Genomic DNA, 25,784 nt, shown 5'->3' on the forward strand with positions numbered 1-25,784 from the left:
CCACGATCGCGACCACGGCTGCGCCCACGACGATCCCCGTCCAGCGCGACCGCCGCGCGACCCACCGCCTCCCGCACGAGCCGCGCCCCGTCGTACGCTTCCGCCGCTCGCGCCCCGATCTCGCCCTGTGCGCAGGCCTGTTGACGGTCATCATGGTGGTCCAGGGCTGGAACATCACCCGCTTCCCTGCCCTCAGCGACGACGAGGGCACCTACCTCGCCCAGGCCTGGTCGGTCCAGCAGGGCACCGGCCTCGCGCACTACACGTACTGGTACGACCACCCGCCGCTCGGCTGGATCCAGATCGCGTTCCTCACCTGGATCCCCTCGCTCTTCTCGCCCGACAACATGACCGTGGCCACCATGCGCTGCGCGATGCTGCTGGTCAGCGCGGCGAGCGCGGTCTTCCTGTACGTACTGGCGCGCCGGCTCTTCCTGCCGCGCTGGGCCTCGGCCCTGGCGATGGCGCTCTTCGGCCTCTCGCCGCTCTCCGTGGTCCTGCAGCGCGAGATCTTCCTCGACAACATCGCCGTCATGTGGATGCTGCTCGCCTTCTGCCTGGCCGCATCGCCCAACCGCCATCTCTGGCACCACTTCGCGGCGGGCGTCGCGGGCGCGGCCTCGGTTCTCTCCAAAGAAACGATGCTGCTCGTCCTGCCCGCGCTCCTCGTCACGATGTGGCGCCACAGCCACCGTGACACCCGCAAGTACGCGGTCACCGGCGCGATCACCGCGTGCGTGCTGATAGGGCTCGCCTATCCGCTCTACGCCCTGCTCAACAACGAACTGCTCCCCGGACCCGGCCATGTGTCGCTGATCGACGGCATCACGTACCAGATGAGCCGTCCGGGCTCCGGCTCGATCTTCGACTCCGCGTCCGGCTCGCACGGCGTCTTCCACTCCTGGCTGTACTACGACCGGATACTGCCGCTCGGCGGACTGGCCGGGGCGCTGCTGCTCCTGCTCACCCTGCGCTGGTCGATCACCGCGCGGGCGCTCGCGGGCCCCGCCCTGGTGGTGGCGATCCTCGCCGCCGTCGCGATGCGGCCCTCCGGCTATCTGCCCGCGATGTACGTCATCCAGGCGCTGCCGTTCCTCGCGCTGGTGCTGGCCGGCGGTGCGGCGAGCATCGCGCATGCCGTACTGCGCAAGGGAGTTGGCCCGGAGCGCCCGCGTATCCCGATGGCCGCCCGCTGGACGGTCGCCGTCGTGCTGGCCGCCTCGGCGCTCGCGTACACCGTGCCGCGCTGGTACGACGGCAACCGCGACGCGCTCACCGTCGACGCCAACGCCCCCTACCGGGAGGCCGCCGCCTGGATGAAGACCCAGGTGAAGGACCCCGCCTCCACCCGCGCCCTGGTCGACGACGCGCTCTGGCTGGACCTGGTGCACGCCGGATACCAGCCGGGCGACGGCGCGATCTGGTTCTACAAGGCGGACCTCGACCCCGCCGTCACCAAGACGATGCCGCACGGCTACCGCGACCTCGACTACGTCGTCGCCTCGCCGACCGTGCGGCGCGACGCCCGCGATCTGCCCAACGTCAAGGCCGCACTGGACCATTCGGCAGTCGTCGCCACCTTCGGCACCGGCGAGGACCGGATCGAGATCCGGAAGATCGTGGGGGGTGTGCGATGAGCATCTGGCCGATGGATGCGACGGGTTCGGACGAGGACGAGGACGCGCACGAACTGGGCGACCCGGCCCTGCGGGGAGCCGAGGTCTCCGAGCCGGGCGCGGTCACGATCATCATCCCGACCTTCAACGAGGCGGGAAACGTAGGGGAGTTGCTGCGCCGCCTCACCGAATCGGTGCCGTCCCGCCTCCCCTGCGAGGTCGTCTTCGTCGACGACTCCACCGACGACACCCCGGCCGTCATCGCGGCCGCCGCCCAGGACTGCCCCTTCCCGGTCGCCGTCATCCACCGCGACGAGCCGCTCGGCGGCCTGGGCGGGGCGGTCGTCGAGGGGCTGCGCACGGCGGGCTCCGACTGGGTCGTCGTCATGGACGCCGACCTGCAGCACCCGCCCGCGCTCGTCCCCGAACTGGTCGCGGCGGGCGAGAGCACCAATGCCGATCTGGTCGTCGCCTCGCGCTACATCGCGGGCGGCAGCCGCGCCGGCCTGGCCGGCGGCTACCGCATCGCCGTCTCGCGCGGCGCGACCTGGCTGACCAAGGCGCTCTTCCCGCGCCGCCTGCGCGGGATCTCCGACCCGATGAGCGGCTTCTTCGCGATCCGCCGCAGTGTGGTGACGGCGGACGCGCTCAAGCCGCTCGGCTACAAGATCCTCCTGGAGCTGGCGGTGCGCTGCCGCCCCTCGGAGGTCGCGGAGGTGCCGTTCGTCTTCCAGGACCGGTTCGCGGGCGAGTCCAAGTCGTCGGCGAAGGAGGGGATGCGCTTCCTGCGCCATCTCGTCGAGCTGCGTACGGCCTCGCCCGTCGCCAGGATGCTGGTCTTCGGGCTGATCGGCCTCTCGGGCTTCGTACCGAACCTCCTCGCCCTGCACGCACTGAACAACGCCGGGATGCACTACCTCCCGGCCGAGATCCTCGCCAACCAGGCGGGCGTCGCCTGGAACTTCCTCCTCATCGAACTGCTGCTCTTCCGCTCGCGGCGCGGGCACCGGCACTGGGCGGACCGGGTGGGCCGGTTCGCGCTGATCGCCAATGCCGATCTGGTGCTGCGGATCCCGCTGATCGCCCTGTTCGTGGGGGAGTGGGGGATGGGCGTACTGACCGCGACGGTGGCGGCGCTGCTGCTGACGTTCGTGCTGCGGTTCGCGGGGACGGAGGCGCTGGTCTATCTGCCGCGCCGCAACCGTAGTGGCCGTAACAACCGGGACAGGAAGGTCGCATGAGACGTACGAGCCGCACGACCCGCCGCATATCCGCTCTGGCGGCGATCGGGGCGATGACCGCCGCCCTGCTCGCCGCCGCCCAGGCCCCCGCATCGGCGGCGAACCTCATCTCCAACCCCGGCTTCGAGACGGCCGGTACGGACGGGATGCCGCAGTGCTGGGAGAAGTCGGGCTGGGGCGACAACGACTTCACGATCGCCACGACCACGGACGCGCACGCGGGCACGAAGGCGATGAAGGTGAACGTCACGCGCCGCGTCGAGGGCGACCGCAAGGTGCTGATCACGGAGAGCGCGGCGTGCGCCCCTGCGGTGACGCCGGACAGCCAGTACGACCTCTCGCTCTGGTACAAGTCGACGACCCCGGACGCCTCCATCACGCTCTTCCGGCACGATGCGACGGCGGGCTGGCAGTACTGGACGGACCTCAAGACCCTTGATCTGAGCGCGAGTTACGCACAGGCGACGGTGCGTACTCCTGCCGTCCCCGCGGGCACGGACCGCATCACGTGGGGCGTCTCCGTGTACGGCACGGGGGCGGTCACCACGGACGACTACGCGATGGCGGAGGTCACGCCGCCGCCCGTGGACCCGGTCTGCAGCGGTACGGCGCAGGAGTGCGCCAAGGGCAAGTGGAACGTGCTGCCGACGCAGAACCCGGTCCGCTCGATGCACTCGGTCGTCCTGAAGAACGGCAAGGTGCTGCTGATCGCGGGCTCGGGCAACGACCCGGCGGCGTTCGCGGCGGGCACGTTCACCTCGGCGGTGTACGACCCGGTGAAGGGCACGTACAAGACGATCCCGACGCCCGCCGACATGTTCTGCTCCGGCCATGTGCAGCTGGCCGACGGGCGGGTGCTCGTGATGAGCGGCAACAAGGCGTACCCGACGGCGGACGGGAAGGTGGGCTACGAGGGGCTGAAGGACTCGTACCTCTTCGACCCGGACACCGAGACGTACACGCGCACCAACGACATGAACGACGGCCACTGGTACCCGTCGGCGACCGTGCTCGGCAGCGGTGACGTGGTGTCCTTCGGCGGGCTGCGCGAGGACTCGACGGGGTCGGTGACGGCGGAGAAGTTCTCGGCGGCGCAGAACAAGTGGCTGCCGATGAACCAGGTCAACCAGACCTGGTCGTACTGGGGCCTCTACCCCTCGATGATCCTCATGCAGGACGGCCGGCTCTTCTACAGCGGGAGCCATGTCTTCGGCGACGGGACCCCGGGGTCGGGCGCCTCGGTCTACGACTACGACGCGAACACGATCACCGACGTCCCCGGTCTGCAGAACAAGGACCAGCGCGACCAGTCGGCGAGCGTGCTGCTGCCTCCGGCACAGGACCAGCGGGTGCTGACGATGGGCGGCGGCAACGTCAACACGAACCCGGAGGGCAACCGCCTGACGGACATCATCGACCTCAAGGCCGCCAACCCCTCATATGTGGCAGGTCCGTTGCTGCCGCAGGGGACGGTCGACCAGGGGACGGGTCCGAAGCCGGAGACGGGTGCGCAGGGGAAGATGTACGTCTCGGCGGTGCTGCTGCCGGACGGGAACGTCTTCGAGACGGGCGGCGGTCTGCACGACCGGGCGGACCCGGTGTACGAGGCGTCGATGTTCGACCCGACGACGAATGCTTTCACGCCGATGGCCCCGGACCCGCAGAAGCGGACGTACCACTCCTCGTCCTTCCTGCTGCCGGACGGGCGGGTGATGTCGACGGGCGACAACCCGGGGAACGGCACGTGGAACCACAACGTGTCGATCTACACGCCGCCGTACCTGCTGAAGGGCGCGCGTCCCTCGATCACGTCGGTCATCAACTCCCAGTGGAAGTACGGCGATACGCAGCGGATCACGGTGGACCGCCCGATCGCGAAGGCGGAGCTGATCCGCCCTGCGGCGGTCACGCACTCCTCCGACCCGAACCAGCGGTTCGTCGACCTGCCGATGTCGGTGATCAACGGGAAGACGATCGACCTGAACGTCACGAGCAACCCGAATCTGGCGCCGCCCGGCTGGTACATGCTGTTCGGGGTGGATGCGAACGGGATTCCCTCGGTGGCGCAGTGGGTGCATCTGGGGGGACCGACGGCGCTGGACGCGACGGCGTCGGCGGCGCATGTCCACTCCTTCGCCGACGATCTGTCGGCGTCGCCCAAGTCCCGTACGAAGAAGCGGGCTTCGGCGCCGGTGTCGACGACGATCTCGGGCTGTGACCGTCACTACGGGACGGTGAACGTGTGCGTCCCGACGGTGTTCCCGGCGACGGTGAAGCGGACGACGGCGGCGCGGTGTGCGTGGCTGGGGTCGCACGGGTACGGCCGCCTGAAGGTGAACGGCGACGATCCCTTGCGCCTGGACCCGGACCGGAACGGGGTCGCCTGCCGGAGCTGATCCCCACCCGCGGAGCCCCACTGGGGCTCCGCGGGGTGGGGGCTAGGGGGTGTCCGGCGGATCAGGCCGCCCTTGCTGGGCATGTGCGATCTCGCCGCAGATGTGCGTGCCAGACCGGCGCGACCGCGGCATGATCCGCCGGACACCCCCTAAAGCACCAGCCCGTCCCGCAGCGTGTTGATCGCCCGGTCCACCAGTTCCGTCAAGTCGTCCTGGTGCCCCCGTTCCGCCCAGTACGCCGTCGCCTCGTTCAGCCCGCCCAGCGTTCCCATCGCGAACACCCGGATCTCCAGATCGTCCGGGTCCCGCCCGCTGCGTTCGGCCAGTACCGCGCAGAGCATCCGGCCCGTGCCGGACATGCTTTCCATCATCCGGGCCCGCAGCGCCGGCACTTCCACCATCAGCTTCGTGCGCTGGCGCATCTCCGCCGGGTCGATCTCCATCGACATCCGCAGCCCCTCCTGGACGACGAACCGCAGCGATTCCAGCGGCGGTTCGTCCTCCGGGCGGTCCCGCAGCGCGGCCACCAGCAGCTCGTCGTACTCGTCCGTGAGGACGATGTCCTCCTTGGTCGGGAAGTAGCGGAACACCGTCGAGGGCGACACCTCCGCCGCCTCCGCGATCTGCTCGACCGTCGTGGCGTCGTACCCCTGCTCGGCGACCAGCCGGTACGTGGCCCGGCGGATCTCCGTACGGGTCTTGATCTTCTTGCGTTCGCGTAGTCCCAGCTGGGGCGTGGTGGCGGCCATGGTGTCCATTCTCAGGCATCCACCGGGGCCGGGGCCAAGACCTCTGCCGCTGCGGGCGCCTGCTTGGCCGGAAGCATCAGCAGTGCCAGCACCGCCGTCACCAGAGCCGCGACCCCGCACACGATCAGCGCCACGCTCATCCCGTGGAGGTACGCCGCATCCGCAGCCCGTGCCAGCCCCGCGTCGCCCAGCAGATGGGCCCCGACCACCGAGTCCTTCGCGGCCTCCGGCGCCCCGTCCGGCAGCCGGCCCGCGTACGCCCCGGCGATGAGTGAGCCGAGCAGCGCGACCCCGAGTGCGGCACCCGTCTGCCGTACGGTGCTCAGCAGTCCGGACCCGCTGCCCGCCTGGTCCCGGGGCAGCGCCCCGATGGCTGAGGTCATCGCGGGCACCATCGCGAATCCGAAGCCGAAGCCGACCACGGTCAGCCACACCGCCGCGAACCCGTAGCCGTCGTCGACCCCCGTGGTCGCGCCCAGCAGCGTCCCGGCGGCGAGGACCACGAGCCCCCCGCTGATGACGGCCCGCGAGCCGAACTTCCGCAGCAGGGGCGCCGAGGCCTTCGCGGCGACGGTCAGCCCGGCCATCATCGGCAGCATCCGCAGCCCGGTCCCGAAGGCGTCATTGCCGAGGACCGCCGACAGATACGGCGTGAGCACGAACATCAGCCCGGACAGGACGAACATGGTCAGCGTCGCGGCGAGCGTGTTCAGCAGGAAGGGCCGGTGGGCCAGCAGCTTGAGGTCCAGCATGGGGCGGACCATGCGCCGCTCCCGTACGACCAGAGCCGCGATCAGCACCACACTCCCCGCCAGCATGGAGACGACCAGCGGGTCGCCCCAACTGCGCTCCGAAGCCTCGATGATCCCGAAGATCAGCGCGGCGAGCCCGGTGGTCGTCAGCGCGGTGGACAGGAGGTCGACCTTGGGCGCGGCGGGATCACGCGTTTCGGGCAGCAGCAGGACGCATGCCACGATCCCGATCGCGGCCATCGGCACGTTGATCACGAAGATCGAGCCCCACCAGAAGTGGTTGAGCAGCCATCCGCCGATGATCGGCCCGAGCGGCATGCCGAGTCCCGAGGCGGCGGTGATGATCCCCATCGCCTTGGACTGCTCCTGCGGCTCGAACATCGTCGGTACGACGGCGAGCGCGAGCGGCATGATCAGCGCGGCCCCGATGCCCATGAAGGCACGGGCGGCGATCACCGGCTCGACGCTGGTGGAGAAGGCGCCGACGACCGACCCGGCGAGGAATATCGCGAGTCCGGCGATCAGCATCTTGCGCCGCCCGAAGCGGTCGCCCAGCAGTCCGGCGGGGAGCATCAGCGCCGCGAAGACGACGATGTAGGAGTCGGCCATCCATTGCTGCTGGCCGGTCGTCGCGCCGAGCTGGTCGGCCATGGTCGGCAGTGCGACGTTCAGGATCGTGGTGTCGAAGCCGATCACCAGAAAACTCATCACCATGGCTCCGAGAGCCCACCACTTGCGTTCCATGTCCCCACCCCTTCAAGAATCCGCTAGTCAATGTCTTGTGATAGTAACTCTCAAAAGATTGCGACTGTCAACACTGAAGCGGCCGTACCCGACGGGGTACGGCCGCTCCGTGGCGCTAGTGCTGCAGGTGGATCGCGCTAGTAGGCGATGAGGGAAATGGCGACGTACTGAGTGATGAAGGCCGCCAGCGTCAGCGAGTGGAACACCTCGTGGAAGCCGAACCAGGCCGGCGACGGGTCGGGCCGCTTCAGTGCGTAGATGACGCCGCCCGCGCTGTAGAGCAGCCCGCCGACGATGACGCAGACCAGCACCGCGACGCCGCCCTGCCGCATGAAGTCGGGCAGGAAGAAGACCGCCGCCCAGCCCATCGCGATGTAGCAGGGCGTGTAGAGCCAGCGCGGCGCGCCGACCCACAGCACCCGGAAGGCGATGCCGGCCGCGGCCGCCGCCCAGATGGCGATGAGCAGCGGCTCCGCGGTGGAGCGCGGCAGCAGGAGCAGGGCGAGCGGGGTGTACGTGCCCGCGATGATCAGGAAGATGTTGGCGTGGTCGAGGCGCCGCAATATGGCCTCGCCCGTCGCCCCCCAGGTCCCGCGGTGGTAGACCGCGCTGACCCCGAAGAGCATGCAGGCAGTGAGGATGTAGATCCCGCAGGCGATGCGTGCCTGGGTGGAATCCGCGAGGGCGACCAGCGCCAGCCCCGCGACGATCACGGCCGGGAACATCCCGGTGTGCAGCCAGCCGCGCAGTCTCGGTTTGACCGGCGTCGGGACGAGTTCGGTCACTTCGGTCTCGGCGGAGGCGGCAGCAGTCATATGTCGATGCTACCTACGGTTCCGTAGGTTCAGTCACGGAGTGGCGATGCTCACGTGAGAGGCCCCCTGGACATATGGGCGAATCGCGCGGATGATCAGATGAGTGCGGTCGGCACCGGATGAGCGCCCCGATCTTGGGGGCGTGCAGGCATCCGGGTCGCAGCCCCCACGGGGCGGCAACAATTCACCCTCCAAACACCTGCATAGGAGCAACCGTGGCGCGCGACATCGCGGCTCCCACTGTCCTTCCCACCCAGCACCAGGAACTGATCTCGTGGGTCAACGAGATCGCTGAACTGACTCAGCCGGACAGTGTGGTCTGGTGCGACGGTTCCGAGGCCGAGTACGAGCGCCTGTGCGAGGAGCTCGTCGCCAAGGGGACCTTCACCAAGCTCGACCCGATCAAGCGCCCCAACTCGTACTACGCCGCCTCCGACCCGTCCGATGTCGCACGGGTCGAGGACCGGACGTACATCTGCTCCGAGAACGAGCAGGACGCAGGCCCCACGAACCACTGGAAGGCCCCGGCGGAGATGCGCGACATCTTCCAGGGCGTCAACGGCAAGGGCGGCATCTTCCGTGGCTCGATGCGCGGCCGCACGATGTACGTCGTCCCCTTCTGCATGGGCCCCGTCGGCTCGCCGCTCTCCGCGATCGGCGTCGAGATCACGGACTCCGCGTACGTCGCGGTCTCGATGCGCACGATGACGCGCATGGGGCAGCCGGTCCTCGACGAGCTCGGCACGGACGGCTTCTTCGTCAAGGCGGTCCACACGCTGGGCGCCCCGCTCGCCGAGGGCGAGGCGGACGTGCCGTGGCCGTGCAACACCACCAAGTACATCTCGCACTTCCCCGAGGACCGCGAGATCTGGTCGTACGGATCGGGCTACGGCGGCAACGCGCTCCTGGGCAAGAAGTGCTACGCCCTGCGCATCGCCTCCGTCATGGCGCGCGACGAGGGCTGGCTCGCCGAGCACATGCTGATCCTCAAGCTGACGCCCCCGACCGGCGAGTCCAAGTACGTTGCCGCCGCCTTCCCTTCGGCCTGCGGCAAGACGAACCTCGCCATGCTGGAGCCGACGATCTCCGGCTGGACCGTCGAGACCATCGGCGACGACATCGCCTGGATGCGCTTCGGCGAGGACGGTCAGCTGTACGCGATCAACCCGGAGGCCGGCTTCTTCGGTGTCGCGCCGGGCACGGGCGAGCACACCAACGCCAATGCGATGAAGACCATGTGGGGCAACTCCGTCTTCACCAACGTCGCGCTCACCGACGACGGCGACGTCTGGTGGGAGGGCATGACGGAGGAACTTCCCGCGCACCTCACGGACTGGAAGGGCAACGACTGGACCCCGGAGTCCGGCGTCCCCGCGGCCCACCCCAACGCGCGCTTCACCGTCCCCGCCGGCCAGTGCCCGATCATCGCGCCCGAGTGGGAGGACCCGCGCGGCGTCCCGATCTCCGCGATCCTCTTCGGCGGCCGCCGCGCGACCGCGGTGCCGCTCGTCACCGAGTCCTTCGACTGGAACCACGGCGTCTTCCTCGGAGCCAACGTCGCCTCCGAGAAGACCGCCGCCGCCGAGGGCAAGGTCGGCGAGCTGCGCCGCGACCCCTTCGCCATGCTGCCGTTCTGCGGCTACAACATGGGCGACTACATGGGGCACTGGGTGAAGGTCGGAGCAGACAAGGACCAGGCCAAGCTCCCGAAGATCTACTACGTGAACTGGTTCCGCAAGAACGACGCGGGCAAGTTCGTGTGGCCCGGATTCGGCGAGAACAGCCGCGTCTTGAAGTGGATCGTCGAGCGCCTCAACGGCACGGCGGAGGGCGTCGAGACCCCCATCGGCATCCTCCCGGCCAAGGGCTCCCTCGACACCAAGGGCCTCGACCTCGCCGAGTCCGACCTGGACTTCCTCCTCACCGTGGACAAGGAGGTCTGGCGCGAGGAGGCCGCCCTGGTCCCCGACCACCTCAACACCTTCGGCGAGCACACGCCCGTCGAGCTGTGGGACGAGTACCGCGCGCTGGTCAAGCGCCTTGGCTAGTCGTTGAGTTGACTCGCGGTGGGCGGTTCACAGACATCCGCCCTGACCTGTGGGGTCCTACTACGGCCCACCGCGTTGCCCGGCCCCCTGCGCCCCCTCACGGCGCGGGGGGCCGGGCCCTTTTCCTACGTCGCCGTCCCGTAGACCGTGTCCAGCAGTTCGCGGACGAAGCGGTCGAGGTCGTCGAGTCCCGCCGCCGCGATCGTGGCCGGGCCCTCGGCCAGGAGATGGAAGAGCGCGGCGTGCAGGGCCAGCGTGACGGTGGCGGCGCGCTGCGGGGTGACGGGCAGGCCTGCGGCGCGCTGGGCCTGCTCGAAGTACGCGAAGTCCGCGGCCGAGAACGCGTCCACCGCGCTCGCCAGCCACGGTGCGCGCGGCGCCTCGCCCCGGAGCTCGTAGAAGGCGAGGAGGCGTGCGCGGGCGGGGCCCGTGGCGTTCTCCAGGAGCGCGACGATCAGCGCGGTCAGGCTCGCCCGGTCGGTGGGTGCGGGTCGCGGTACGGCTGCGTACAGCTCGAAGATGCGCTCGGCGGCCGCCTGGAGGAGCGCGTCCCTGGTCGGGAAGTAGTTCTTGGTGGTCCCCGGCGGCACGTCCGCCGCCGCGTCGACGGCCCGGTGGGTCAGCCCCCGGCTGCTGGATCCCGCCAGCAGGCCGATGGCGGCGTCGCGCAGGCGGTCACGTCTTTCCTGGTTCACGTATCAAAAGTACCTCATCCGTGGTACCACAGATGGGGTACACGGAATGCGGTGTCGGACGGGGAGTGGATCTGTGTCTGTCGGCTATCTGATCAATGTGCTGATCGCGGCGTTGCTCACGCTGTGCGCGCTGGTGCCCTTCCAGGGGCCGGCGCCGGTCTTCTGGGTGACGTACCGGCTCGGCCTCACCTTCAACGAGATTCCGTTCTGGGCCATTTACGCGCTCATCGCCTCGACGGTGCTGGCCCTCTCGGAGGGCGACATCAACGCGGCGGGCGACTGGGTGTCGGTCGGTCTGGCCGCCGTCACGCTGGCCGGACTCGTGGTCGTCGCCCGGCGCGGGATACGGACGCCGCCGGTGGTCCGGCGGGCCCTGGAGGAGGCGCTCGGCGCGGGTACGAGTACGCGCCGCCGCCCGCCGCTGGTCCGGATCCTGGTCCGGCCGTTCTTCCGGCGCCGCGGCGACGTCAAGCGGGTGGGGAACCTCAGTTACGGGGACGCCGGCCGCCGCAATCTCCTCGACGTCTACCACCACCGGGGCCGGCCGACGGGCGGTCCCGTGCTGATCCACTTCCATGGCGGCCACTACGACTCGGGCCGGAAGAACACCCAGTCGCTCCCGCTCCTCTACCGCCTCGCGAGCCAGGGCTGGGTCTGCATCAGCGCCAACTACCGTCTGCGGCCCGCCTCTTCGCACCCCGACCACCTCATCGACGCGAAGAAGGTCGTCGCCTGGGCGCGCGAACACGCCAAGGAGTACGGCGCGGACCCCGAGGCGGGCGTCTTCATGTCGGGGAGTTCCGCGGGCGGGCACATGGCGGCGCTCGCCGGGCTCACCCCCAACGACCCCGTTCTGCAGCCCGGGTTCGAGGAGGCTGACACCTCCGTCGACGCGGTGATCGTGCTCAACGGCTTTCTCGCCGAGTACTTCGACGGGGACCCGGCGACCTCACCGGTGAACCTCGTCCGGGCGGACGCGCCGCCGTTCCTGATCGCCCACGGCGACCTGGACGAACTGGTCCCGACGGAGAACCCGAAGGCGCTCGTCACCGCCCTGCGCGCCGTCTCCACGTCGCCGGTGGTGTACGCCGAACTCCCGGGCGGACACCACGCCTTCGACCTCTTCCACTCCTTCCGCTTCGAGGCGGTGATCGACGGGATCGAGGACTTCGCGACGTGGGTGCGGGCTAGGCGGTAGCCGCGTACGCCCAGAAGTCGCGCATGATCGTGGGTGGGGTCGGGCCCGTCATCTGGACCTGGGTGAGCAGGATCGCGACCGCCCCCGTGGCCGGGACGATGTGCGCCGACGTGCCGCTGCCGCCCACCCAGCCGTAGCGTCCGGGGACGTTCCAGGGGTCGCGCCGCTCGACGTCGACCGAGCCGCCGTAACCCCAGCCCTGGCCCTCCATGAAGAGGTCGCTCGCCTCGCGCTGGGGTGCGGTGAGGTGGTCGGTGGTCATACGGCGTACGGCGTCGGCGGAGAGCAGCGCGCGGCCGTCCGGCGCCTCGCCGCCTGCCAGCAGCATCCGCCCGAAAGCGTGCCAGTCGTCGGCCGTCGACACCAGGCCGCCCGCGCCGGAGGCGAAGGCCGGCGGGCTGCTCCACTGTCCTTCGGGGGCGTCGACCTGCTCCAACTTGCCGTCGGGGGTGGGCCGGTAGGCGGTGGTGAACCGGCCCAGGTCGGCGGCGGGCACGGAGAAGCCGGTGTCGGTCATCGCGAGCGGATGGAGGATCCGCTCGGCGAGGAAGTCGGCGAAGGGGGTGCCCGAGGCGCGGGAGATCAGCACGGAGAGGATGTCGGAGCAGGTGTTGTAGAGCCACGCCTCGCCCGGCTGGTGCAGGAGCGGAATCCGGCCGAGCCGCGCCATCCACTCGTCCGGGGCGGGCGTGAACTGGGGGTCGAGTCCGCTCTTCTGCAGGTCGCCGAAGAGGAGTTGGACCGCGGGGTAGGAGAAGTCGGAGGGGAATCCGTACCCGGCGCGGAACGTCAGCAGGTCCTCGACCGTGATCGGGCGGGCCGCCGGGACCACGTCGTCGACGGGGGACGAGGGGGTACGGACGACGGAGGGCGAGGCGAGCTCGGGGAGCCAGGCGGAGACGGGGGCGTCCAGCGCGAGCCTCCCCTCGTCGACCAGCACCATCGTGGCCGCCGCGGTGAGCGGCTTGCTGATGGAGGCGATACGGAAGATTGAGTCCCGCGCCATCGGGGCGGCCCCGTCGGCATCGGCCGAACCGACGGCCTCCGCTTCGATACGGCCGCCGCGCGCCACCAGGGCCACTGCTCCCGGGACGGTGCCGTCGTTGACGTGGGTGGTGAGGAGGTCGCGCAGAGTGGACACGGCTGTTATCCGATCTCGTAGTCGAACCAGATGCGGTGCGTGCCGCCCGCCTCGATCTCGATCCCGCCGCTGCCGGTCTCGGCGTCGTAGGCGGCGGTGAAGAGAGTCGCGGCCCGGCCGGTCACTTCGCCCTCGAACTGCTTCGCCATCGTCGCGACCCCGACGGGGACGGCGGTGGGCGTGCCGGGCGTCGGGGCGAGTTCGGTCGGGGTGAAGTCCTGGACGCTGAACGTTCCGGTGGCACGCATGGGGGCGATCGTACCGACGGAGGGTGCGCGTCCGGTGCGTACGGAAAAGGTGCGCCGGGCAAAGAGCGTGGCGCCCGGCCTGCGCGCCTCCGCGGCTGCAGGCCGGGGCCGGTCAGCGGGCCGCGGTGAGGTGCTGGGCGGCGGTGTGGGCACGATAGTCGGCACTGGTTGCCGCGAGGAGGGCGGTCAGAGTCGCACCGTGCAGAGTGAGCGTGATGGCCGGGGCGTCGGATTCGCGGAGGTGGATCGTGCCGTCCGGGGCGGTGGCGAGTTCGACGCAGTTGCTTCCCTCGCTGCTGTAGGACGACTTCTGCCAGTTGAGGTCGGCGGGCACGCGGGAGCCTTTCAGAGGGTTGCGATGATCGACTTGATGAAGTTGCGTGAAGGGGCGGGCTTGAGAGACATGGCCTCCATCCGGTCCAGGACCGTGCGGTACTTCATCAGTGCTACGTCCGTGTGTACGAGTACGACGCCATGTTCTGCGCCGAGTTGGACGGTGTCCAGTTGCGGGAGCCGGCCCCTCCCTCGACGCCGAGCGTGGGCGCGGACTGTGGCTGCTGCGCAGGTACGCCGACGACTGGGGGCATTACCGGCTCATCAACGGGCGGCGTACCGGAGGGGGCAAGGAGGTCTGGGCGGAATGGCGCAAGCCGTGGGGGCAGGACGGGGTGGTGTGGCTCGTCGGGGATCACTGGTGAATCAGGGGGCTCTGTCGTACCCCTCTGCCAGACTGATGGGCGTACTTCCCCCTGGAAAGGAACTGGGTATGTCTGCACAGAGCGCGGAACACGAAGGGCCGCTGATTTCCCAGCCCGCCATGACCAGGGAGGCTGTGCGGGAGGCTGTGCGGAGGCTCAGTCTGGCCCAGTTGGCCGAGTTCGACCGGGAGAGTGCCGAGGCCTTCGATCGGGCAGTGCAGGCGCAGTCGGTCAATCCTCTGCGGTTCTTCTTGATTAAGTGGGCGACGTTTGTCGCGGTCGAGCGTTGGCCTTCGCGCGCCATGGCGCTTCATCGCGCCGAGCAGGTCTCCGGGGACCCTGACAGTACGGAGGAGCAGTTCCGTGCGGCGATGGACACCACCAGTCGCATCCTGGCCGAGGCGCAGGGGGAGATCGGTCTGTGACCAAGCGTGGGGAGGGTGAGGAGGATGCGAGTGGGTGGGCCTTCGAGTACGACCCGAGCGCCGCGTGGGTGCTCGGTGACATGCCGGACCACCTCAGGGGCGAGGTGGAGCGGATCGCGACCGGCCTGACCGATCTGGCCTCACTGGGACTTGATCCCAAGGACGGGGGTCTGGCAGATGATCTCAACGTCATGCGTCTGCGGACGTACGAGGACGAGCATTTGATGCTTTGGTACCAGACGATTCCGCATCGCAAGCGTGTCTATCTCAAGAGGGTCAACCTCTGACGCACGTGCACATGCGTGGCGCCCGGCCTGCGCGCCTCCGCGGCTGCAGGCCGGGGCCGGTCAGCGGGCCGCGGTGAGGTGCTGGGCGGCGGTGTGGGCGTCCATGCGTTCGGCGGCGAGGATCGCGGCCGCCGTGTCCGCGCGGGAGGCGGCGACCACCAGGGCGCGGCCCGCGAGGGCGTGGGCGCGGTGGTGGAGGGCGGCGGGGTCCGCGGCGGAGAGGCCTGCGTGGCGGACCGGCGGGGTGGAGCGGAGGCGGGCGATCTCGCGGGCGATGCGGTCGCCGTCCTCGGACAGGCCGAGTTCGTCCGTCACCGCGAGGAGCGCGGAGAGGTGGCCGGCCAGCTGGAGGTCCAGCTCCTCCTCGCGGGTGCGGTGGGGGTAGCTGACCGTGTCGTCGGCCGTCAGCGAGTGGACCGACTTCGTGCGGATCGGTTCGTACATGGATGGCCTCCTGTTCACGGTCAGGGGACCATCCTAGCTTAGATTCTGTCTAAAGTTGAGTGGGGTCTTGGGAATCGATCTAGGGCTGCGAGTAGCCGTCCAGGAAGTTCCCGATCCTGGTCACCGCGTCGTGCAGTTCCTTCGCCGCGGGGAGCGTGACGATGCGGAAGTGGTCGGGGTCGGGCCAGTTGAAGCCCGTGCCGTGGACGATCATGATCTTCTCGGCGCGGAGCAGGTCGAGGACCATCTCGCGGTCGTCCTTGATCTTGTAGACCGCGGGGTCGAGGCGCGGGAAGAGGTACAGCGCCCCCTTCGGCTTCACGCAGGTCACGCCGGGGATCCGGGTGAGCAGTTCGTACGCCGTGTCGCGCTGCTCCAGGAGCCTGCCGCCCGGCTGCACCAGCGCCTCGATCGACTGCCGGCCCTGCAGGGCGGCGGCGATGGCGTGCTGGGCCGGCATGTTGGCGCACAGGCGCATGTTCGCCAGGATCGTCAGGCCCTCGATGTACGAGGTCGCGTGCGACTTGGGGCCGCAGACCGCCAGCCAGCCGGAGCGGTAGCCCGCCACCCGGTAGTTCTTCGACATGCCGTTGAAGGTGAGGACCAGGAGGTCGGGGGCGATCGCGGCCGTCGGGGTGTGGGTCGTGCCGTCGTAGAGGATCTTGTCGTAGATCTCGTCGGAGCAGATGACCAGGGAGTGGCGGCGGGCGATCTCCGTCAGACCCCGCAGCATCTCGTCGTCGTACACCGCACCCGTGGGGTTGTTGGGGTTGATGATGACGATGGCCTTGGTGCGGTCGGTGATGCGCCGCTCGATGTCGTCGAGGTCCGGCATCCACTCCGCCTGCTCGTCGCAGCGGTAGTGCACGGCGGTGCCGCCCGCGAGGGAGACCGAGGCGGTCCACAGCGGGTAGTCGGGGGCGGGGACGAGGACCTCGTCGCCGTCGTCGAGGAGGGCCTGCATCGACATCTGGATGAGCTCGGAGACGCCGTTGCCGAGGTAGATGTCCTCGACGGAGAGGGGGATGCCCTTGGTCTCGTAGTGCGACATGATCGCGCGGCGGGCGGAGAGCAGACCCTTCGCGTCGCCGTAACCGTGCGCGTCGTGGAGGTTGCGCAGGACGTCCTCGAGGATCGCCGGGGGGCACTCGAAGCCGAACGCGGCCGGGTTGCCGGTGTTGAGCTTGAGGATGCGATGGCCTGCCGCCTCCAGCCGCATCGCCTCCTCCAGGACCGGGCCCCGGATCTCGTAACAGACATTGGCGAGCTTCGTCGACTGGATCACCTGCATGTCCGCGAGCTTACGGCTGAGTAACGCCGCCCGCCGCTGGTTTCCCTGAGGCGTGGCTCACTGCCGCGCCCGGCAGCCAGCCCAGCAGCAGCCCCCACAGCGCACCGAAGAGCGCCCCCGCGACGGCGTACGCCAGCCAGCCCAGCGCCCCCGATTCGACCATCCGGGCGGCCACGAGCCCCCGCCACGCCCCGGCCGCCGCAGCCCCCGCGATCAGCGCGGTCCACCCCGCGAGCAGTCGGCGCACGCGGCCGGCGGCAGGGCGTTTGCGCAGGTGGCGGCGGATGCGTACGACGGCGACCGCGATCAGCAGCAGCGCCGCGAAGTCCTCGCAGAGCTGCCAGGACCAGGTGGTCGCGCCGAGCGGGTAGGCGCGCAGGCCGGGCAGGCCCATCGGGGCGCCGAGCGCGCTCGGGACGACGGTCATGCCCGTGTACGCGGTGAGCGTGGTGAAGAGGTAGCCCGAGCCGTACAGCAGGACCAGCAGCAGGCAGACGCCGGCCACGGAGGTGGTGGCGTTCCAGCGGAGGTGGCGCATGGCCGGTCACTGTAGGCGGCGCCCGTCCCGTCCGACAGAGGTGCGGACGACAAAAAGTGAACAAGTTTCAGGTCTGGTGGGCGGCGCGGGGAACGCATACGCTCCCGGCCATGATCAGGAGCAACTGGCGCGTCTGGACGGGAGTTGGCGCCGCGTGTGCCGTCGCCGCCGCCCTGCTGGTGGCCGTCGGCCCCGAGGGATCCGGCGCCGAACGGGCCGCGACCGCGAGCGGCCACCGCTGGATCACCGACGACGCGGGGCGCGCCCTGGTCCTCCACGGGCTCAACACCGCCAGCAGCGCCAAGTCCGATTCGGGCGGCATGCCGTGGATCAAGGAGAAGGACGTCCAGCAGGAGACCGACGCGCTGGGCTCGGACTTCGTACGGTTCCTGATCCAGTGGCGCAACGTCGAACCGGAGCCGGGGAAGTACGACGACGCGTACCTCACCAAGGTCGCGACACGGGTGCGCTGGTACGGAAGCCGTGGCTATCGCGTCATGCTCGACATGCACCAGGACATCTACGGGCCCGCCGTGAAGGGCAACGGAGCGCCCGCCTGGGCGACCGAGGCCGACGGTCTGGGCGTCACCGAGCAGGAGCAGTGGGAGCTCAAGTACGTGGAGCCCGGCACGATCCGGGCCTTCGACCACTTCTGGGGCACCCGGTCCGCGAGCCGCGACCTGCGCGCGCACTACGCCGCCGCGTGGGCGCACGTCGCGCAGAAGTTCAGGTCCGATCCGGCCGTCATCGGGTACGACCTGATGAACGAGCCCTGGGGCGGCTCCGTCCAGGGCCCCGCCTTCGAGGCCGGCCCGCTGGCCGCGCTCTACCGCCGTACGATCACCGCGATCCGCGCCGTCGACCACGACTCGTGGATCTTCGTCGAGTCGGAGGCCGTCAGCTCCAACTGGGGCCTGCCGAGCGCCCTTCCGCACCTCGCCGACCCGCGCGGCGGCGGGGACAAGGCGCGGATCGCGTACGCCCCGCACCTCTATCCGCTGCCCATGGACCTCGGCGGCGGCTACACAGGGGACACGAAGTCCCAGGTCGACACCACCCTCGACTCCTGGCGCGAGCAGACGGAGAAGACGGCGCGGCGGCTCGGGGCGCCGGTGCTCATCGGGGAGTACGGGCTCGACATGACGTTGCCGGGGGCGGGCGCCTACGTCACCAAGGTGCGGGAGATCGCCGACGCGATGGGCGCGGGCACGGCCTACTGGTCCAGCGACCCGGGCACCTGGTCGCCCTGGGACAAGGACCTGAAGCCGACCGCGCTGGTGCCGGTCCTGGACCGGCCGTATCCGCGGGCGATCGCGGGGGACCCGTTTGCATACGACTGGGACGCCAAGTCGCTGACCTTCACGGTGAGTTGGCGGGGCTCGGCGAACGTCGGGGGCGGGACCGAGGTCTACCTCCCGAGCCGCTTCTTCCCCAAGGGCGGCCGGACGGCCGACGGGTCCGCGAGCACCTGGGACGCCAAGTCCCGTGTCCTGACTCTTGCTTCGGCGCCCGGCGAGCACACGGTCAAGATCACGCCGCTGCCGTAGCCGTGCCCGTGATGTGGGGGACCTGTGGAGGTTTTCTGTTGCCCCAGGGGTGGTTGATACAACTGAGACCCAAGTGCCTGACGAACGGGGTGAGCACATGGCCGGGGGACAGTTCTCTGTCGACGTCGACAAAATGCAGAAGCTGCTGCAGAAGCTGGCGCACGTCGAACAGACGATGAACGAGGCGTCGAAGAAGCTGAAGAACGTCGGTCCGAACGGGCTGGGATCCGAGGGGCTCGACCACGCCTGCGACGAGTTCCAGTCGCAGTGGGACGACGGGATCACCCGTATCGCCAAGGCGTCGGCCACGATCCACGACAAGCTCCAGCAGACGATCACGACGTACGACGAGAACGAGAAGAGCACGGCCAAGAGCCTCAGCGCCTGACACCCGACGCCCGACGACGGAAACCGGAAGGGGCGCCGAGCTCATGGCGTACTTCACCCAGCAGAAGAACTACGACTGGCCCGGACTGGGCTTCAACCCGGCCCGCGGCGATCTCGACACGATCAACGGCCTCGCCACGGACGTGCGCCTGGTCAGCGAGTACCTGGAAGACATGCACGACACCCTCAAGCAGGTCGGCGAGACCGGCGGCATGTGGGAGGGGGAGGCGGCCGAGGCGTTCACCAAGAAACTGGGTGATCTGCCGAAGTACCTCAAGCAGGGCACGGACTCGATGCGCGACTGCAAGCAGGCGCTGATCACCTGGCACGGCCTGCTCGAAGGGTTCCAGGGCCGGGCGAACGGCCTGGAGGAGGACGCGATCGAGGCACGGTCGCGGGTGAAGGACCGCGAGGCCACGTACAACGCGCAACGCGAAGCCGTCATGAAGCTGGTCGGCACGCCGATCACGCCGGAGACGGAGAGCGCCCAGCGCGCGTACGAGACCTCCGTCCAGCAACTGAACAGCGCCAACGACACGTTGCAGGACATCATCGACCGCGCCGAGGACCTCCAGGCCACCTGGAAGGACCGCGCGGGCGACGCGGAACGCGCGATCCTCAAGGCGTCCGAGAACCACCCGCCGGACTTCCACTGGTGGGACAGGGCGATGGACGGGCTGAAGGCGGCCTGGCGGGGGTCTTTGGACTGGCTCGTCGACAACGCGGATCTGCTGTCGACGATCAGCGCGGGGCTGACGGTGGTCGGTCTGGCGCTCGCCGCGACCGGGGTGGGTGCGCCCGTCGCGGCCGTCGTCCTGGCAGGTGCGACCGTTGCCTCCGCCGGGGCCATGGCCGGGCACTGGATGGGCAATGCGCGCGGAAACGGGACACCGGCCTGGAAGATCGGGGTCGACGCGCTCGGGGTGATTCCGGGCGTGGGCGCGGCGGGGAAGTTCATCTCCGGGGGCAGCAAGGGTGTGAAGGCGCTCGCCACGCTGGGGAAGGGCGCCTCGCTGATGGAACGCGTCACGGGCGCGGGCAAGGCCGTCACCGGGATGTCGGGCAGCACGATCTCCTCGAAGCTCGGCAGCAAGCTCCTGTCGAAGTTCGGGAAGGAAGTCGCCCCGGAAACCGTCCAGTTGGGCTCGAAGGCGCTCAGTGCGGTGCACGGTGCGTGGGGGCTCGTGAGCGGGGACGGGGGCAAGCAGGAGTCGTTCCAGCCGGCGCAGCCGGCCGCCCCCGCGCCCACGCCGTCGCCCGCACCGCTGCCGCCGCCGGTCTCGACGATGCCCACCCCCGGACCGTCGATGGGGCCGCCCCCGATCACGACGATGCCCACGCCCGGGCCGTCGATGGGGGAGCCGCCGATCACGACCATGCCCGCGCCGGGCCCGTCGCCCAGGCCGTTCCTGGCCGCCGTGGCCTGAGGAGAGACAGCCGTGTCGTTCCCCCAGGGCCCCTACCAGCAGGGGCCGTACGAACCGAATCCGTATCAGCAGGGTCCGCCCCCGGGCCCGTACCAGCAGGGCGCGTACCGACAAGGCCCGCCTCCCGGCGCGTACCCGCAGAACCCGCTGCCGCCCGGCATGGTCGAGCGCTGGTACTACAAGGACTCGACGCCCAAGCAGCGTGCGCTCATTCCCGCGCACGAACTCCTCGCGCACCCCGCCACCGCTCAACTGGCCCACGCCGAAGGCGCCAGGCTCCAGTTCGACTTCTCCGACAACGGAGCGGTGCAGAGGCTGCTGTACACGGTTCACAAGACGAGTGAAGCCGCCTCCTACCGCGCGGCGGCCTTCCTGTTCCCGCTGGCGATCCTGGCGATCGTCGCCGGGGTCACGGCCTCGTCGGGCCGTACGACGGGCGCGGCGGTCAGCGGCGTCCTGCTGGTGCTGACCGCGCTCTGGTGCTGGCGTTCCGTGCGCAAGCAGCGCGCCCTGCCGTACCGGCAGACCGCCAAGGCGCGGCTCAACGCGTACCTGGCCGTGGTGGAGGCGGCCCGCCGCGCCGGGACCCCGGTCCCGGCGCGCTACCCGTTCCCGTACCACCGCACCTACCACAGCCACATCCGCTTCGATCCGGCCGCCGTCGCCCCGGAGCCGTCCGATGCCGAGCCCCGGTACACGGGTCCCACGGTCGAGCCGGTGGGCCAACTGGTCCAGGACGAGAACGAAAGGAACGCATTCCGGTGGTCGGATCTTCTGAGGCCGTTCTGATAGCAGCCGACCAGCTCTGCGTCGGATACGCGGTACCCCCCTTCTTCCACGAGCTCCCGCTCGTCGCGGACGAGGAGGAGGCCGCCGACCGGCTCGCGGACCTGGCTGCCGAACTGGCCCCCGGCGGAACGCCGGACGAGCAGCTCGCGGTGGCGCTGTCGCTGGTGCCGACCGTCGACGAACTCCTCGTCGCCGGCGGCGTCTACGCGGGCTTCTGCCTCTTCGAGATGGAGGACGGGAGACAGAGCACGGCCACGCTCACCGTGACCCTGGAGTACACGGAGTCGGGCCCGGTGGCCCCCCTGAAGCGCGTGGTGGAGATCGAGTCCGGGCTGCGGGAGGCCTTCCCCGAGGCCGATGTCGAGCGGCTCCATCTGCCGTGCGGACCCGCCGTGGCGAAGATCGAGGGGAACACCTCGCCGCTCCCCGACGAACTGGCCGGCCTCGGTGTGGACGGACAGCTGGAGCGGGGGGTCATACAGGTCTACCTCCCCCTGCCGAACCAGACCGAGGTCCTCTGCTTCGAGCTGACCACACCCTCCATGCAGGAGTGGGAGCAGTACTCGAAGATCCTCGCGGCGGTGGTCCAGTCGGTGGACTGGGGCTACCCGGGAGGGAAGCCGGCCACCACGGACGGCGCACCCGAGCCCGAGCCCGCGGCCGGACCGGAACCGGAACCGGCAGCGGCCGTGCCGGTCGGCGTGCCCGCCGCCCAGCCCCTGCCGATCCCCGCCCAGGCGCCTCCTCGCGGCAGCCACGCCGAAGCGGTCCGCAACGACTTCGGCTGACCCGGTCGGCCATTTCTGGCGTATGGCGTTCATGGCGGCCCCGCACGAGACTCCCCCCACCGGGCCGGTCCCGGCCTGCGTGCAGCAAGGGGGAACCCATCATGGCGACACCGGTACCCGCGGCTCAGCAGCGGACCGTCACGGCACTCACCACACTCAGCGCGCACACCTCCGACTACGAGTGGACCTGGGTGGGCGGGACGAGTTTCACGTCCAAGTCGATCCGGATCTCGTACGGGGCGCAGCGCCTCTACATCAATGTGCACCCGGCCGTGGACCGCAGGCCGTGGGTGTTCGGCGGCGCCTGGCTGGAGGGTGACTACGGGGGCGGGGTCGACATCGGCGAGAAGGTCACGGACAGCACGGTGCGCAGTCGGCTCGCCGCGTACATCGACGAGCACTTCAAGGCCGAGATCACCGAGGCCGCGCTTCATGTCGACGACGGCAGCAGGGCCTCGCGGACGGCGAGTTGGCGCGGTGGCGGCGACAAGGAGAAGAAGGACAAGGGCAAGGAAACGAGCTGAGGCCCCGCACCCCTGGAACGTGCCGCCCGCCTCCCTCGCCACGGGGCGGGCGGCACTCCGGTGACCGGGGTCAGGCCGCCTTGTACGCGCTGCCGCGCACCGCACGCCCCGCCAGGACGTCCGTCCTGCGGGCGTCCTCGACGACGAAGCGGCCGTCGATCAGTACGTACGGAATGCCGACCGGCAGCGTGCGCGGCGCCTCGAAGGTGGAGCCCGCCGCGACCGTGTCCGGGTCGAAGAGGACCAGATCGGCGCGGTACCCCTCGCGGACCAGGCCGCGGTCGGAGAGCCGCAGCCGGGCAGCGGGGCGCGAGGTGAGGTGGGCGACCGTCTCCTCCAGGGAGAGCACCCCCAACTCCCTTGCGTAGCGGCCGAGATACTGCGGGAAGGTGCCGTACGCGCGCGGGTGCGGCTTGTAGCCCTGGAGGATGCCGTCGCTGCCGCCCGTGTGGACGCGGTGGCGCATGATCTGCCGGACGTTCTCCTCGTGGCCGACGTGCTGCAGGATCGTCGAACCGAGCCGGTCGTTGATGAGCAGGCGCCGGGCGGTGACCCACGGCTCCTCGCCGCGCTCGGCCGCGCTCTGCGCGAGGGTCTTGCCGACGCAGCCCGCGAGACCCGGGTCGCTGACCCCCGAGATCTCGATGGTGTCCCACTCGATGGGCACCCCGTGGCAGCCGTCCGCGCCCTCGACCTCCATGACGTGGCGGATCTTCTCCGCCGTCGCGTCGTCCTGGAGGCGGGCGAGGATCGCGTCGGGCCCGCCCTCGCTGGCCCAACTGGGCAGCATGGCAACGAGAGTTGTGCAGCCCGGGGTGTAGGGGTAGGTGTCGAGCGAGATGTCGGAACCGGCGTCGAGCGCCGCGTCCAGGAGGCTGAGCAGCTCCGGCGCCTTCCCTTCATTCACGCTGAAGTTCATGGTGGCGTGCGCGAGATGCAGGGCGCAGCCAGCGCTGCGGGTGAGGGCGACCATCTCCTCGTACGCCTGGAGCGCGCCCGCCCCGTAGGAGCGGTGGTGCGGGCAGTAGTAGCCGCCGTACGAGGCCACCACTCGGCAGAGCTCGGTGAGTTCGGCGTCGTCCGCGTACATCCCGGGCGTGTACGTGAGCCCCGACGACATGCCGACCGCGCCCTGCTCCATGCCCTCCGCGACGAGCTGCTTCATGCGCGTGATCTCGGCGGGGGTCGCGGCCCGGTCGTCCCAGCCCATCGCGTACATCCGCACCGTGCCCTGCGGGATGAGGTACGCGGCGTTGACCGCGATGCCCTGCCGGTCGAGCCGGTCCAGGTACTCGCCGACGGTGCGCCAGTCGAAGTCGATGTCGCTGCCGTCGCCGTTCCAGCCGGTGATGGTCTTGCGGACCTGGGCGAGGGTGCGGTCGTCGACGGGCGCGTAACTCAGGCCGTCCTGCCCAAGGACTTCCAGGGTCACCCCCTGCGCGGCCTTCGCCTCATGGCCCTGGTCGCGCAGGAGCGCCAGGTCGGAGTGGGCGTGCATGTCGATGAAGCCGGGGGAGAGAGCGAGCCCGTTGGCGTCCAACACCCGTGTGGCGCTGGGCCGTTCGTCTCCCTCGCGGGCGATGGCGACGATACGGCCGCCGTCCACGGCCACATCGGCGCGGTACGAGTCGCCGCCGGTGCCGTCGATGACGCGGGCGTCGCGGATGACAAGATCCATGACAGGAGCTCCGCTTCTCAGAAGTACGTACGGATGTAGTCGACGACGGTCCCGTCCGCCTCGACGAGCGGGATCAGCTGCCACTTGTCGAAGGACGTGCACGGGTGGCTGAGCCCCATGCCGACCCAGTCGCCGACCTCCAGGTCCGCCTCGTCCGTGGTGCGGACCCACCCGTGCTGGTCGGAGAGGCCGCTGACGGTGATGCCGGTGGCGGGCCGGATCTCCCCGGTGCGCCCGTCCCGTACGACCTGCGCCTCGGGCAGGTCGAGGTCGTACGCGGCGTCGCGCTTGCCCGCGTTGACGAAGGCCTGCTCGCCGGAGGGGCGGGAGACGACCTGCGCCCAGAGCCGGAACCCGGCGTGCAGGGCGCCCTCGTCGGGGACCCGGTTGAAGGGGGTGAGGTGGCGGTAGTGGCCGTCGTCGTGCGAGATGTACGCGCCGGAGCGGAGCAACTTGCAGACGGGGGCGGACAGTTCGGGGATCTCCGCGAAGACGTCCGCGACCGCGTCGAACCAGGCGCTGCCGCCCGCGCTGATCACGATCTCGTCCGTACGACCGAACCGTCCGGCCTTGTCGAAGTCGGCGGCCAGCGCGACGAGCCGCCGCAGCCAGGCGCGGACGCGCTCGCCGTCGGCGTCGGGGACCTCGCCCTCGTAACCGGCGACGCCCACCAGGCGCAGGGTCTCCGTAGCGGCCACGGCGTCGGCAATCGCGGCGCACTCGGCCTCGGTACGGGCGCCGGTGCGGGCTCCGTCGCCCGCGCCCAGCTCCACGACGACGTCCAGCGCACGCGATGTCCCGCGCAGCGCCTCGTCCATCAGCTCGACGCCGCGCACGGAGTCGACGTAACAGATGAAGGTGAAGTCCGGGTCGGCGTCGAGCTCGGAGCCGATCCAGCGGAGGGCTGCGGCGTCGACGACCTCGTTGGCGAGGAAGATGCGCTGGACCCCGAACTCCCGTGCCACGCGCACCTGGTGGGGCACGGCGAGGGTGATGCCCCAGGCGCCGTGCTCGATCTGGCGGGCGAAGAGCTGGGGGGCCATGGAGGTCTTGCCGTGCGGGGCGAAGGCGAGGCCGTGGCGGGTGGAGTACGTCTCCATGAGCTCGAGATTGTGCGCGACGGACTCGGCGGAGAGGGCGAGGACGGGGGTGGTGAACCCGTCGGTGAAGAGGTTGCGGCGCTCGGCGGCCAGGGCGGCGAGGGTGAGGCCCTGTGCGGTCGGGGGCAGCCCCTTGAAGCGGTGGTCGACGACCTCTGCTGCGGCTTCTTCGCCGTTCATCCGAGCCTCCTGGAGAGTCCACGTTGCAACATGTGCAA

26 protein-coding genes are annotated in these 25,784 nt (G+C 70.0%); 13 read left to right on the forward strand and 13 right to left on the reverse strand.

Features of this window, described 5'->3' with window-relative positions:
• The first annotated feature begins 5 nt into the window (after positions 1 to 5).
• Genes OG707_RS25130 through OG707_RS25140 form a run of 3 tightly spaced genes read left to right on the forward strand, consistent with a single transcriptional unit; the run spans position 6 to position 5,253 of the window.
• Positions 6 to 1,637, forward strand: coding sequence for an ArnT family glycosyltransferase (locus OG707_RS25130; protein WP_443071499.1), 1,632 nt, complete (start codon positions 6 to 8; stop codon positions 1,635 to 1,637).
• Entirely contained in the window at positions 1,634 to 2,857 is a 1,224-nt protein-coding gene (locus tag OG707_RS25135; protein WP_329122006.1) for a glycosyltransferase family 2 protein, read from the forward strand. Before OG707_RS25130 ends, OG707_RS25135 begins: the two co-directional genes overlap by 4 nt.
• Positions 2,854 to 5,253: a galactose oxidase early set domain-containing protein gene (locus tag OG707_RS25140; protein ID WP_329122008.1), complete on the forward strand. Its 2,400-nt coding sequence runs from the start codon at positions 2,854 to 2,856 to the stop codon at positions 5,251 to 5,253. The genes OG707_RS25135 and OG707_RS25140 overlap by 4 nt, the downstream gene beginning before the upstream one ends.
• Positions 5,254 to 5,402: 149 nt before the next feature.
• Here the strand turns inward: OG707_RS25140 and OG707_RS25145 are convergent, their stop codons facing one another.
• The 3 genes from OG707_RS25145 to trhA all read right to left on the reverse strand — a co-directional run bounded on the left by OG707_RS25145 (position 5,403) and on the right by trhA (position 8,313).
• Positions 5,403 to 6,011 carry a TetR/AcrR family transcriptional regulator gene (locus OG707_RS25145; protein WP_329122011.1) on the reverse strand — a complete coding sequence of 203 codons (609 nt, stop codon included), beginning with the start codon at positions 6,009 to 6,011 and terminating at the stop codon, positions 5,403 to 5,405.
• A 2-nt stretch (positions 6,012 to 6,013) separates the two neighbouring features.
• Positions 6,014 to 7,498, reverse strand: coding sequence for an MFS transporter (locus OG707_RS25150; RefSeq protein ID WP_329122013.1), 1,485 nt, complete (start codon positions 7,496 to 7,498; stop codon positions 6,014 to 6,016).
• A gap of 137 nt (positions 7,499 to 7,635) precedes the next feature.
• Positions 7,636 to 8,313, reverse strand: coding sequence for a PAQR family membrane homeostasis protein TrhA (trhA, locus tag OG707_RS25155; protein WP_329122014.1), 678 nt, complete (start codon positions 8,311 to 8,313; stop codon positions 7,636 to 7,638).
• 215 nt (positions 8,314 to 8,528) lie between these two features.
• Between trhA and OG707_RS25160 the strand changes: the two genes are divergently transcribed.
• Positions 8,529 to 10,361 carry a phosphoenolpyruvate carboxykinase (GTP) gene (locus OG707_RS25160; protein ID WP_329122016.1) on the forward strand — a complete coding sequence of 611 codons (1,833 nt, stop codon included), beginning with the start codon at positions 8,529 to 8,531 and terminating at the stop codon, positions 10,359 to 10,361.
• Between the two features lie 125 nt (positions 10,362 to 10,486).
• Here OG707_RS25160 and OG707_RS25165 read toward each other — a convergent pair whose 3' ends face one another.
• The gene (locus tag OG707_RS25165) at positions 10,487 to 11,056 is read right to left on the reverse strand and encodes a TetR/AcrR family transcriptional regulator (RefSeq protein WP_329122018.1); all 570 of its coding nucleotides are present in this window, start codon (positions 11,054 to 11,056) and stop codon (positions 10,487 to 10,489) included.
• 73 nt (positions 11,057 to 11,129) lie between these two features.
• On the opposite strand from OG707_RS25165, the gene OG707_RS25170 reads away from it, so the two are divergent.
• Positions 11,130 to 12,254: an alpha/beta hydrolase gene (locus OG707_RS25170; protein ID WP_329122020.1), complete on the forward strand. Its 1,125-nt coding sequence runs from the start codon at positions 11,130 to 11,132 to the stop codon at positions 12,252 to 12,254.
• On the opposite strand, the gene OG707_RS25175 is transcribed toward OG707_RS25170, so the two are convergent.
• The 4 genes from OG707_RS25175 to OG707_RS25190 all read right to left on the reverse strand — a co-directional run bounded on the left by OG707_RS25175 (position 12,244) and on the right by OG707_RS25190 (position 14,230).
• Positions 12,244 to 13,395, reverse strand: a complete 1,152-nt coding sequence (locus tag OG707_RS25175; protein WP_329122021.1) for a serine hydrolase domain-containing protein — start codon at positions 13,393 to 13,395, stop codon at positions 12,244 to 12,246. The genes OG707_RS25170 and OG707_RS25175 overlap by 11 nt on opposite strands.
• A 5-nt stretch (positions 13,396 to 13,400) precedes the next feature.
• Positions 13,401 to 13,643 (reverse strand): DUF3224 domain-containing protein, encoded by a 243-nt coding sequence (locus OG707_RS25180; RefSeq protein WP_329122023.1) that lies wholly within the window; start codon positions 13,641 to 13,643, stop codon positions 13,401 to 13,403.
• Between the two features lie 112 nt (positions 13,644 to 13,755).
• Positions 13,756 to 13,977, reverse strand: a complete 222-nt coding sequence (locus OG707_RS25185; RefSeq protein WP_329122025.1) for a DUF397 domain-containing protein — start codon at positions 13,975 to 13,977, stop codon at positions 13,756 to 13,758.
• A 112-nt stretch (positions 13,978 to 14,089) separates the two neighbouring features.
• Entirely contained in the window at positions 14,090 to 14,230 is a 141-nt protein-coding gene (locus OG707_RS25190; protein ID WP_329122026.1) for a hypothetical protein, read from the reverse strand.
• Between the two features lie 179 nt (positions 14,231 to 14,409).
• Between OG707_RS25190 and OG707_RS25195 the strand changes: the two genes are divergently transcribed.
• Positions 14,410 to 14,766: a hypothetical protein gene (locus tag OG707_RS25195; RefSeq protein WP_329122027.1), complete on the forward strand. Its 357-nt coding sequence runs from the start codon at positions 14,410 to 14,412 to the stop codon at positions 14,764 to 14,766.
• Positions 14,763 to 15,053: a hypothetical protein gene (locus OG707_RS25200; protein ID WP_329122029.1), complete on the forward strand. Its 291-nt coding sequence runs from the start codon at positions 14,763 to 14,765 to the stop codon at positions 15,051 to 15,053. The genes OG707_RS25195 and OG707_RS25200 overlap by 4 nt, the downstream gene beginning before the upstream one ends.
• A 60-nt stretch (positions 15,054 to 15,113) precedes the next feature.
• Here OG707_RS25200 and OG707_RS25205 read toward each other — a convergent pair whose 3' ends face one another.
• From OG707_RS25205 to OG707_RS25215, 3 genes are all read right to left on the reverse strand, one after another.
• Positions 15,114 to 15,497, reverse strand: coding sequence for an SCO4983 family protein (locus OG707_RS25205; RefSeq protein ID WP_329122031.1), 384 nt, complete (start codon positions 15,495 to 15,497; stop codon positions 15,114 to 15,116).
• Between the two features lie 79 nt (positions 15,498 to 15,576).
• Positions 15,577 to 16,788, reverse strand: a complete 1,212-nt coding sequence (locus OG707_RS25210) for a pyridoxal phosphate-dependent aminotransferase (protein ID WP_329122033.1) — start codon at positions 16,786 to 16,788, stop codon at positions 15,577 to 15,579.
• A 10-nt stretch (positions 16,789 to 16,798) separates the two neighbouring features.
• Positions 16,799 to 17,326, reverse strand: a complete 528-nt coding sequence (locus tag OG707_RS25215) for a hypothetical protein (protein ID WP_329122035.1) — start codon at positions 17,324 to 17,326, stop codon at positions 16,799 to 16,801.
• 110 nt (positions 17,327 to 17,436) lie between these two features.
• On the opposite strand from OG707_RS25215, the gene OG707_RS25220 reads away from it, so the two are divergent.
• From OG707_RS25220 to OG707_RS25245, 6 genes are all read left to right on the forward strand, one after another.
• On the forward strand, positions 17,437 to 18,873 hold the full coding sequence (locus OG707_RS25220; RefSeq protein WP_329122038.1) for a cellulase family glycosylhydrolase: 1,437 nt from the start codon (positions 17,437 to 17,439) through the stop codon (positions 18,871 to 18,873).
• 97 nt (positions 18,874 to 18,970) lie between these two features.
• Positions 18,971 to 19,261: a type VII secretion target gene (locus OG707_RS25225; RefSeq protein WP_329122040.1), complete on the forward strand. Its 291-nt coding sequence runs from the start codon at positions 18,971 to 18,973 to the stop codon at positions 19,259 to 19,261.
• A 43-nt stretch (positions 19,262 to 19,304) separates the two neighbouring features.
• The gene (locus OG707_RS25230; RefSeq protein WP_329122043.1) at positions 19,305 to 20,687 is read left to right on the forward strand and encodes a putative T7SS-secreted protein; all 1,383 of its coding nucleotides are present in this window, start codon (positions 19,305 to 19,307) and stop codon (positions 20,685 to 20,687) included.
• A 12-nt stretch (positions 20,688 to 20,699) separates the two neighbouring features.
• Positions 20,700 to 21,476, forward strand: a complete 777-nt coding sequence (locus OG707_RS25235) for a hypothetical protein (RefSeq protein WP_329122046.1) — start codon at positions 20,700 to 20,702, stop codon at positions 21,474 to 21,476.
• Entirely contained in the window at positions 21,449 to 22,264 is an 816-nt protein-coding gene (locus OG707_RS25240; RefSeq protein ID WP_329122049.1) for a hypothetical protein, read from the forward strand. The genes OG707_RS25235 and OG707_RS25240 overlap by 28 nt, the downstream gene beginning before the upstream one ends.
• Before the next feature lie 101 nt (positions 22,265 to 22,365).
• Entirely contained in the window at positions 22,366 to 22,788 is a 423-nt protein-coding gene (locus tag OG707_RS25245) for a hypothetical protein (RefSeq protein ID WP_329122051.1), read from the forward strand.
• 70 nt (positions 22,789 to 22,858) lie between these two features.
• On the opposite strand, the gene OG707_RS25250 is transcribed toward OG707_RS25245, so the two are convergent.
• Together OG707_RS25250 and OG707_RS25255 are read right to left on the reverse strand one after the other, a co-directional pair.
• On the reverse strand, positions 22,859 to 24,466 hold the full coding sequence (locus tag OG707_RS25250; protein WP_329122053.1) for an N-acyl-D-amino-acid deacylase family protein: 1,608 nt from the start codon (positions 24,464 to 24,466) through the stop codon (positions 22,859 to 22,861).
• 17 nt (positions 24,467 to 24,483) lie between these two features.
• Positions 24,484 to 25,746: an amino acid deaminase gene (locus OG707_RS25255; RefSeq protein ID WP_329122055.1), complete on the reverse strand. Its 1,263-nt coding sequence runs from the start codon at positions 25,744 to 25,746 to the stop codon at positions 24,484 to 24,486.
• Positions 25,747 to 25,784: the final 38 nt, after the last annotated feature.

Source organism: Streptomyces sp. NBC_01465, from assembly GCF_036227325.1.
Lineage (GTDB): Bacteria > Actinomycetota > Actinomycetes > Streptomycetales > Streptomycetaceae > Streptomyces.

Excerpts from the sequence above, each read along its gene's own strand:
- OG707_RS25180 (WP_329122023.1), bottom strand. The coding sequence starts at position 13,643 with ATGCGTGCCACCGGAACGTTCAGCGTCCAGGACTTCACCCCGACCGAA.
- OG707_RS25225 (WP_329122040.1), top strand. The coding sequence starts at position 18,971 with ATGGCCGGGGGACAGTTCTCTGTCGACGTCGACAAAATGCAGAAGCTG.
- OG707_RS25210 (WP_329122033.1), bottom strand. The coding sequence starts at position 16,788 with ATGCAGGTGATCCAGTCGACGAAGCTCGCCAATGTCTGTTACGAGATC.
- OG707_RS25230 (WP_329122043.1), top strand. The coding sequence starts at position 19,305 with ATGGCGTACTTCACCCAGCAGAAGAACTACGACTGGCCCGGACTGGGC.
- OG707_RS25195 (WP_329122027.1), top strand. The coding sequence starts at position 14,410 with ATGTCTGCACAGAGCGCGGAACACGAAGGGCCGCTGATTTCCCAGCCC.
- OG707_RS25255 (WP_329122055.1), bottom strand. The coding sequence starts at position 25,746 with ATGAACGGCGAAGAAGCCGCAGCAGAGGTCGTCGACCACCGCTTCAAG.
- OG707_RS25220 (WP_329122038.1), top strand. The coding sequence starts at position 17,437 with ATGATCAGGAGCAACTGGCGCGTCTGGACGGGAGTTGGCGCCGCGTGT.
- trhA (WP_329122014.1), bottom strand. The coding sequence starts at position 8,313 with ATGACTGCTGCCGCCTCCGCCGAGACCGAAGTGACCGAACTCGTCCCG.
- OG707_RS25150 (WP_329122013.1), bottom strand. The coding sequence starts at position 7,498 with ATGGAACGCAAGTGGTGGGCTCTCGGAGCCATGGTGATGAGTTTTCTG.
- OG707_RS25250 (WP_329122053.1), bottom strand. The coding sequence starts at position 24,466 with ATGGATCTTGTCATCCGCGACGCCCGCGTCATCGACGGCACCGGCGGC.
- OG707_RS25135 (WP_329122006.1), top strand. The coding sequence starts at position 1,634 with ATGAGCATCTGGCCGATGGATGCGACGGGTTCGGACGAGGACGAGGAC.
- OG707_RS25140 (WP_329122008.1), top strand. The coding sequence starts at position 2,854 with ATGAGACGTACGAGCCGCACGACCCGCCGCATATCCGCTCTGGCGGCG.
- OG707_RS25205 (WP_329122031.1), bottom strand. The coding sequence starts at position 15,497 with ATGTACGAACCGATCCGCACGAAGTCGGTCCACTCGCTGACGGCCGAC.
- OG707_RS25145 (WP_329122011.1), bottom strand. The coding sequence starts at position 6,011 with ATGGACACCATGGCCGCCACCACGCCCCAGCTGGGACTACGCGAACGC.
- OG707_RS25215 (WP_329122035.1), bottom strand. The coding sequence starts at position 17,326 with ATGCGCCACCTCCGCTGGAACGCCACCACCTCCGTGGCCGGCGTCTGC.
- OG707_RS25245 (WP_329122051.1), top strand. The coding sequence starts at position 22,366 with ATGGCGACACCGGTACCCGCGGCTCAGCAGCGGACCGTCACGGCACTC.
- OG707_RS25190 (WP_329122026.1), bottom strand. The coding sequence starts at position 14,230 with ATGCCCCCAGTCGTCGGCGTACCTGCGCAGCAGCCACAGTCCGCGCCC.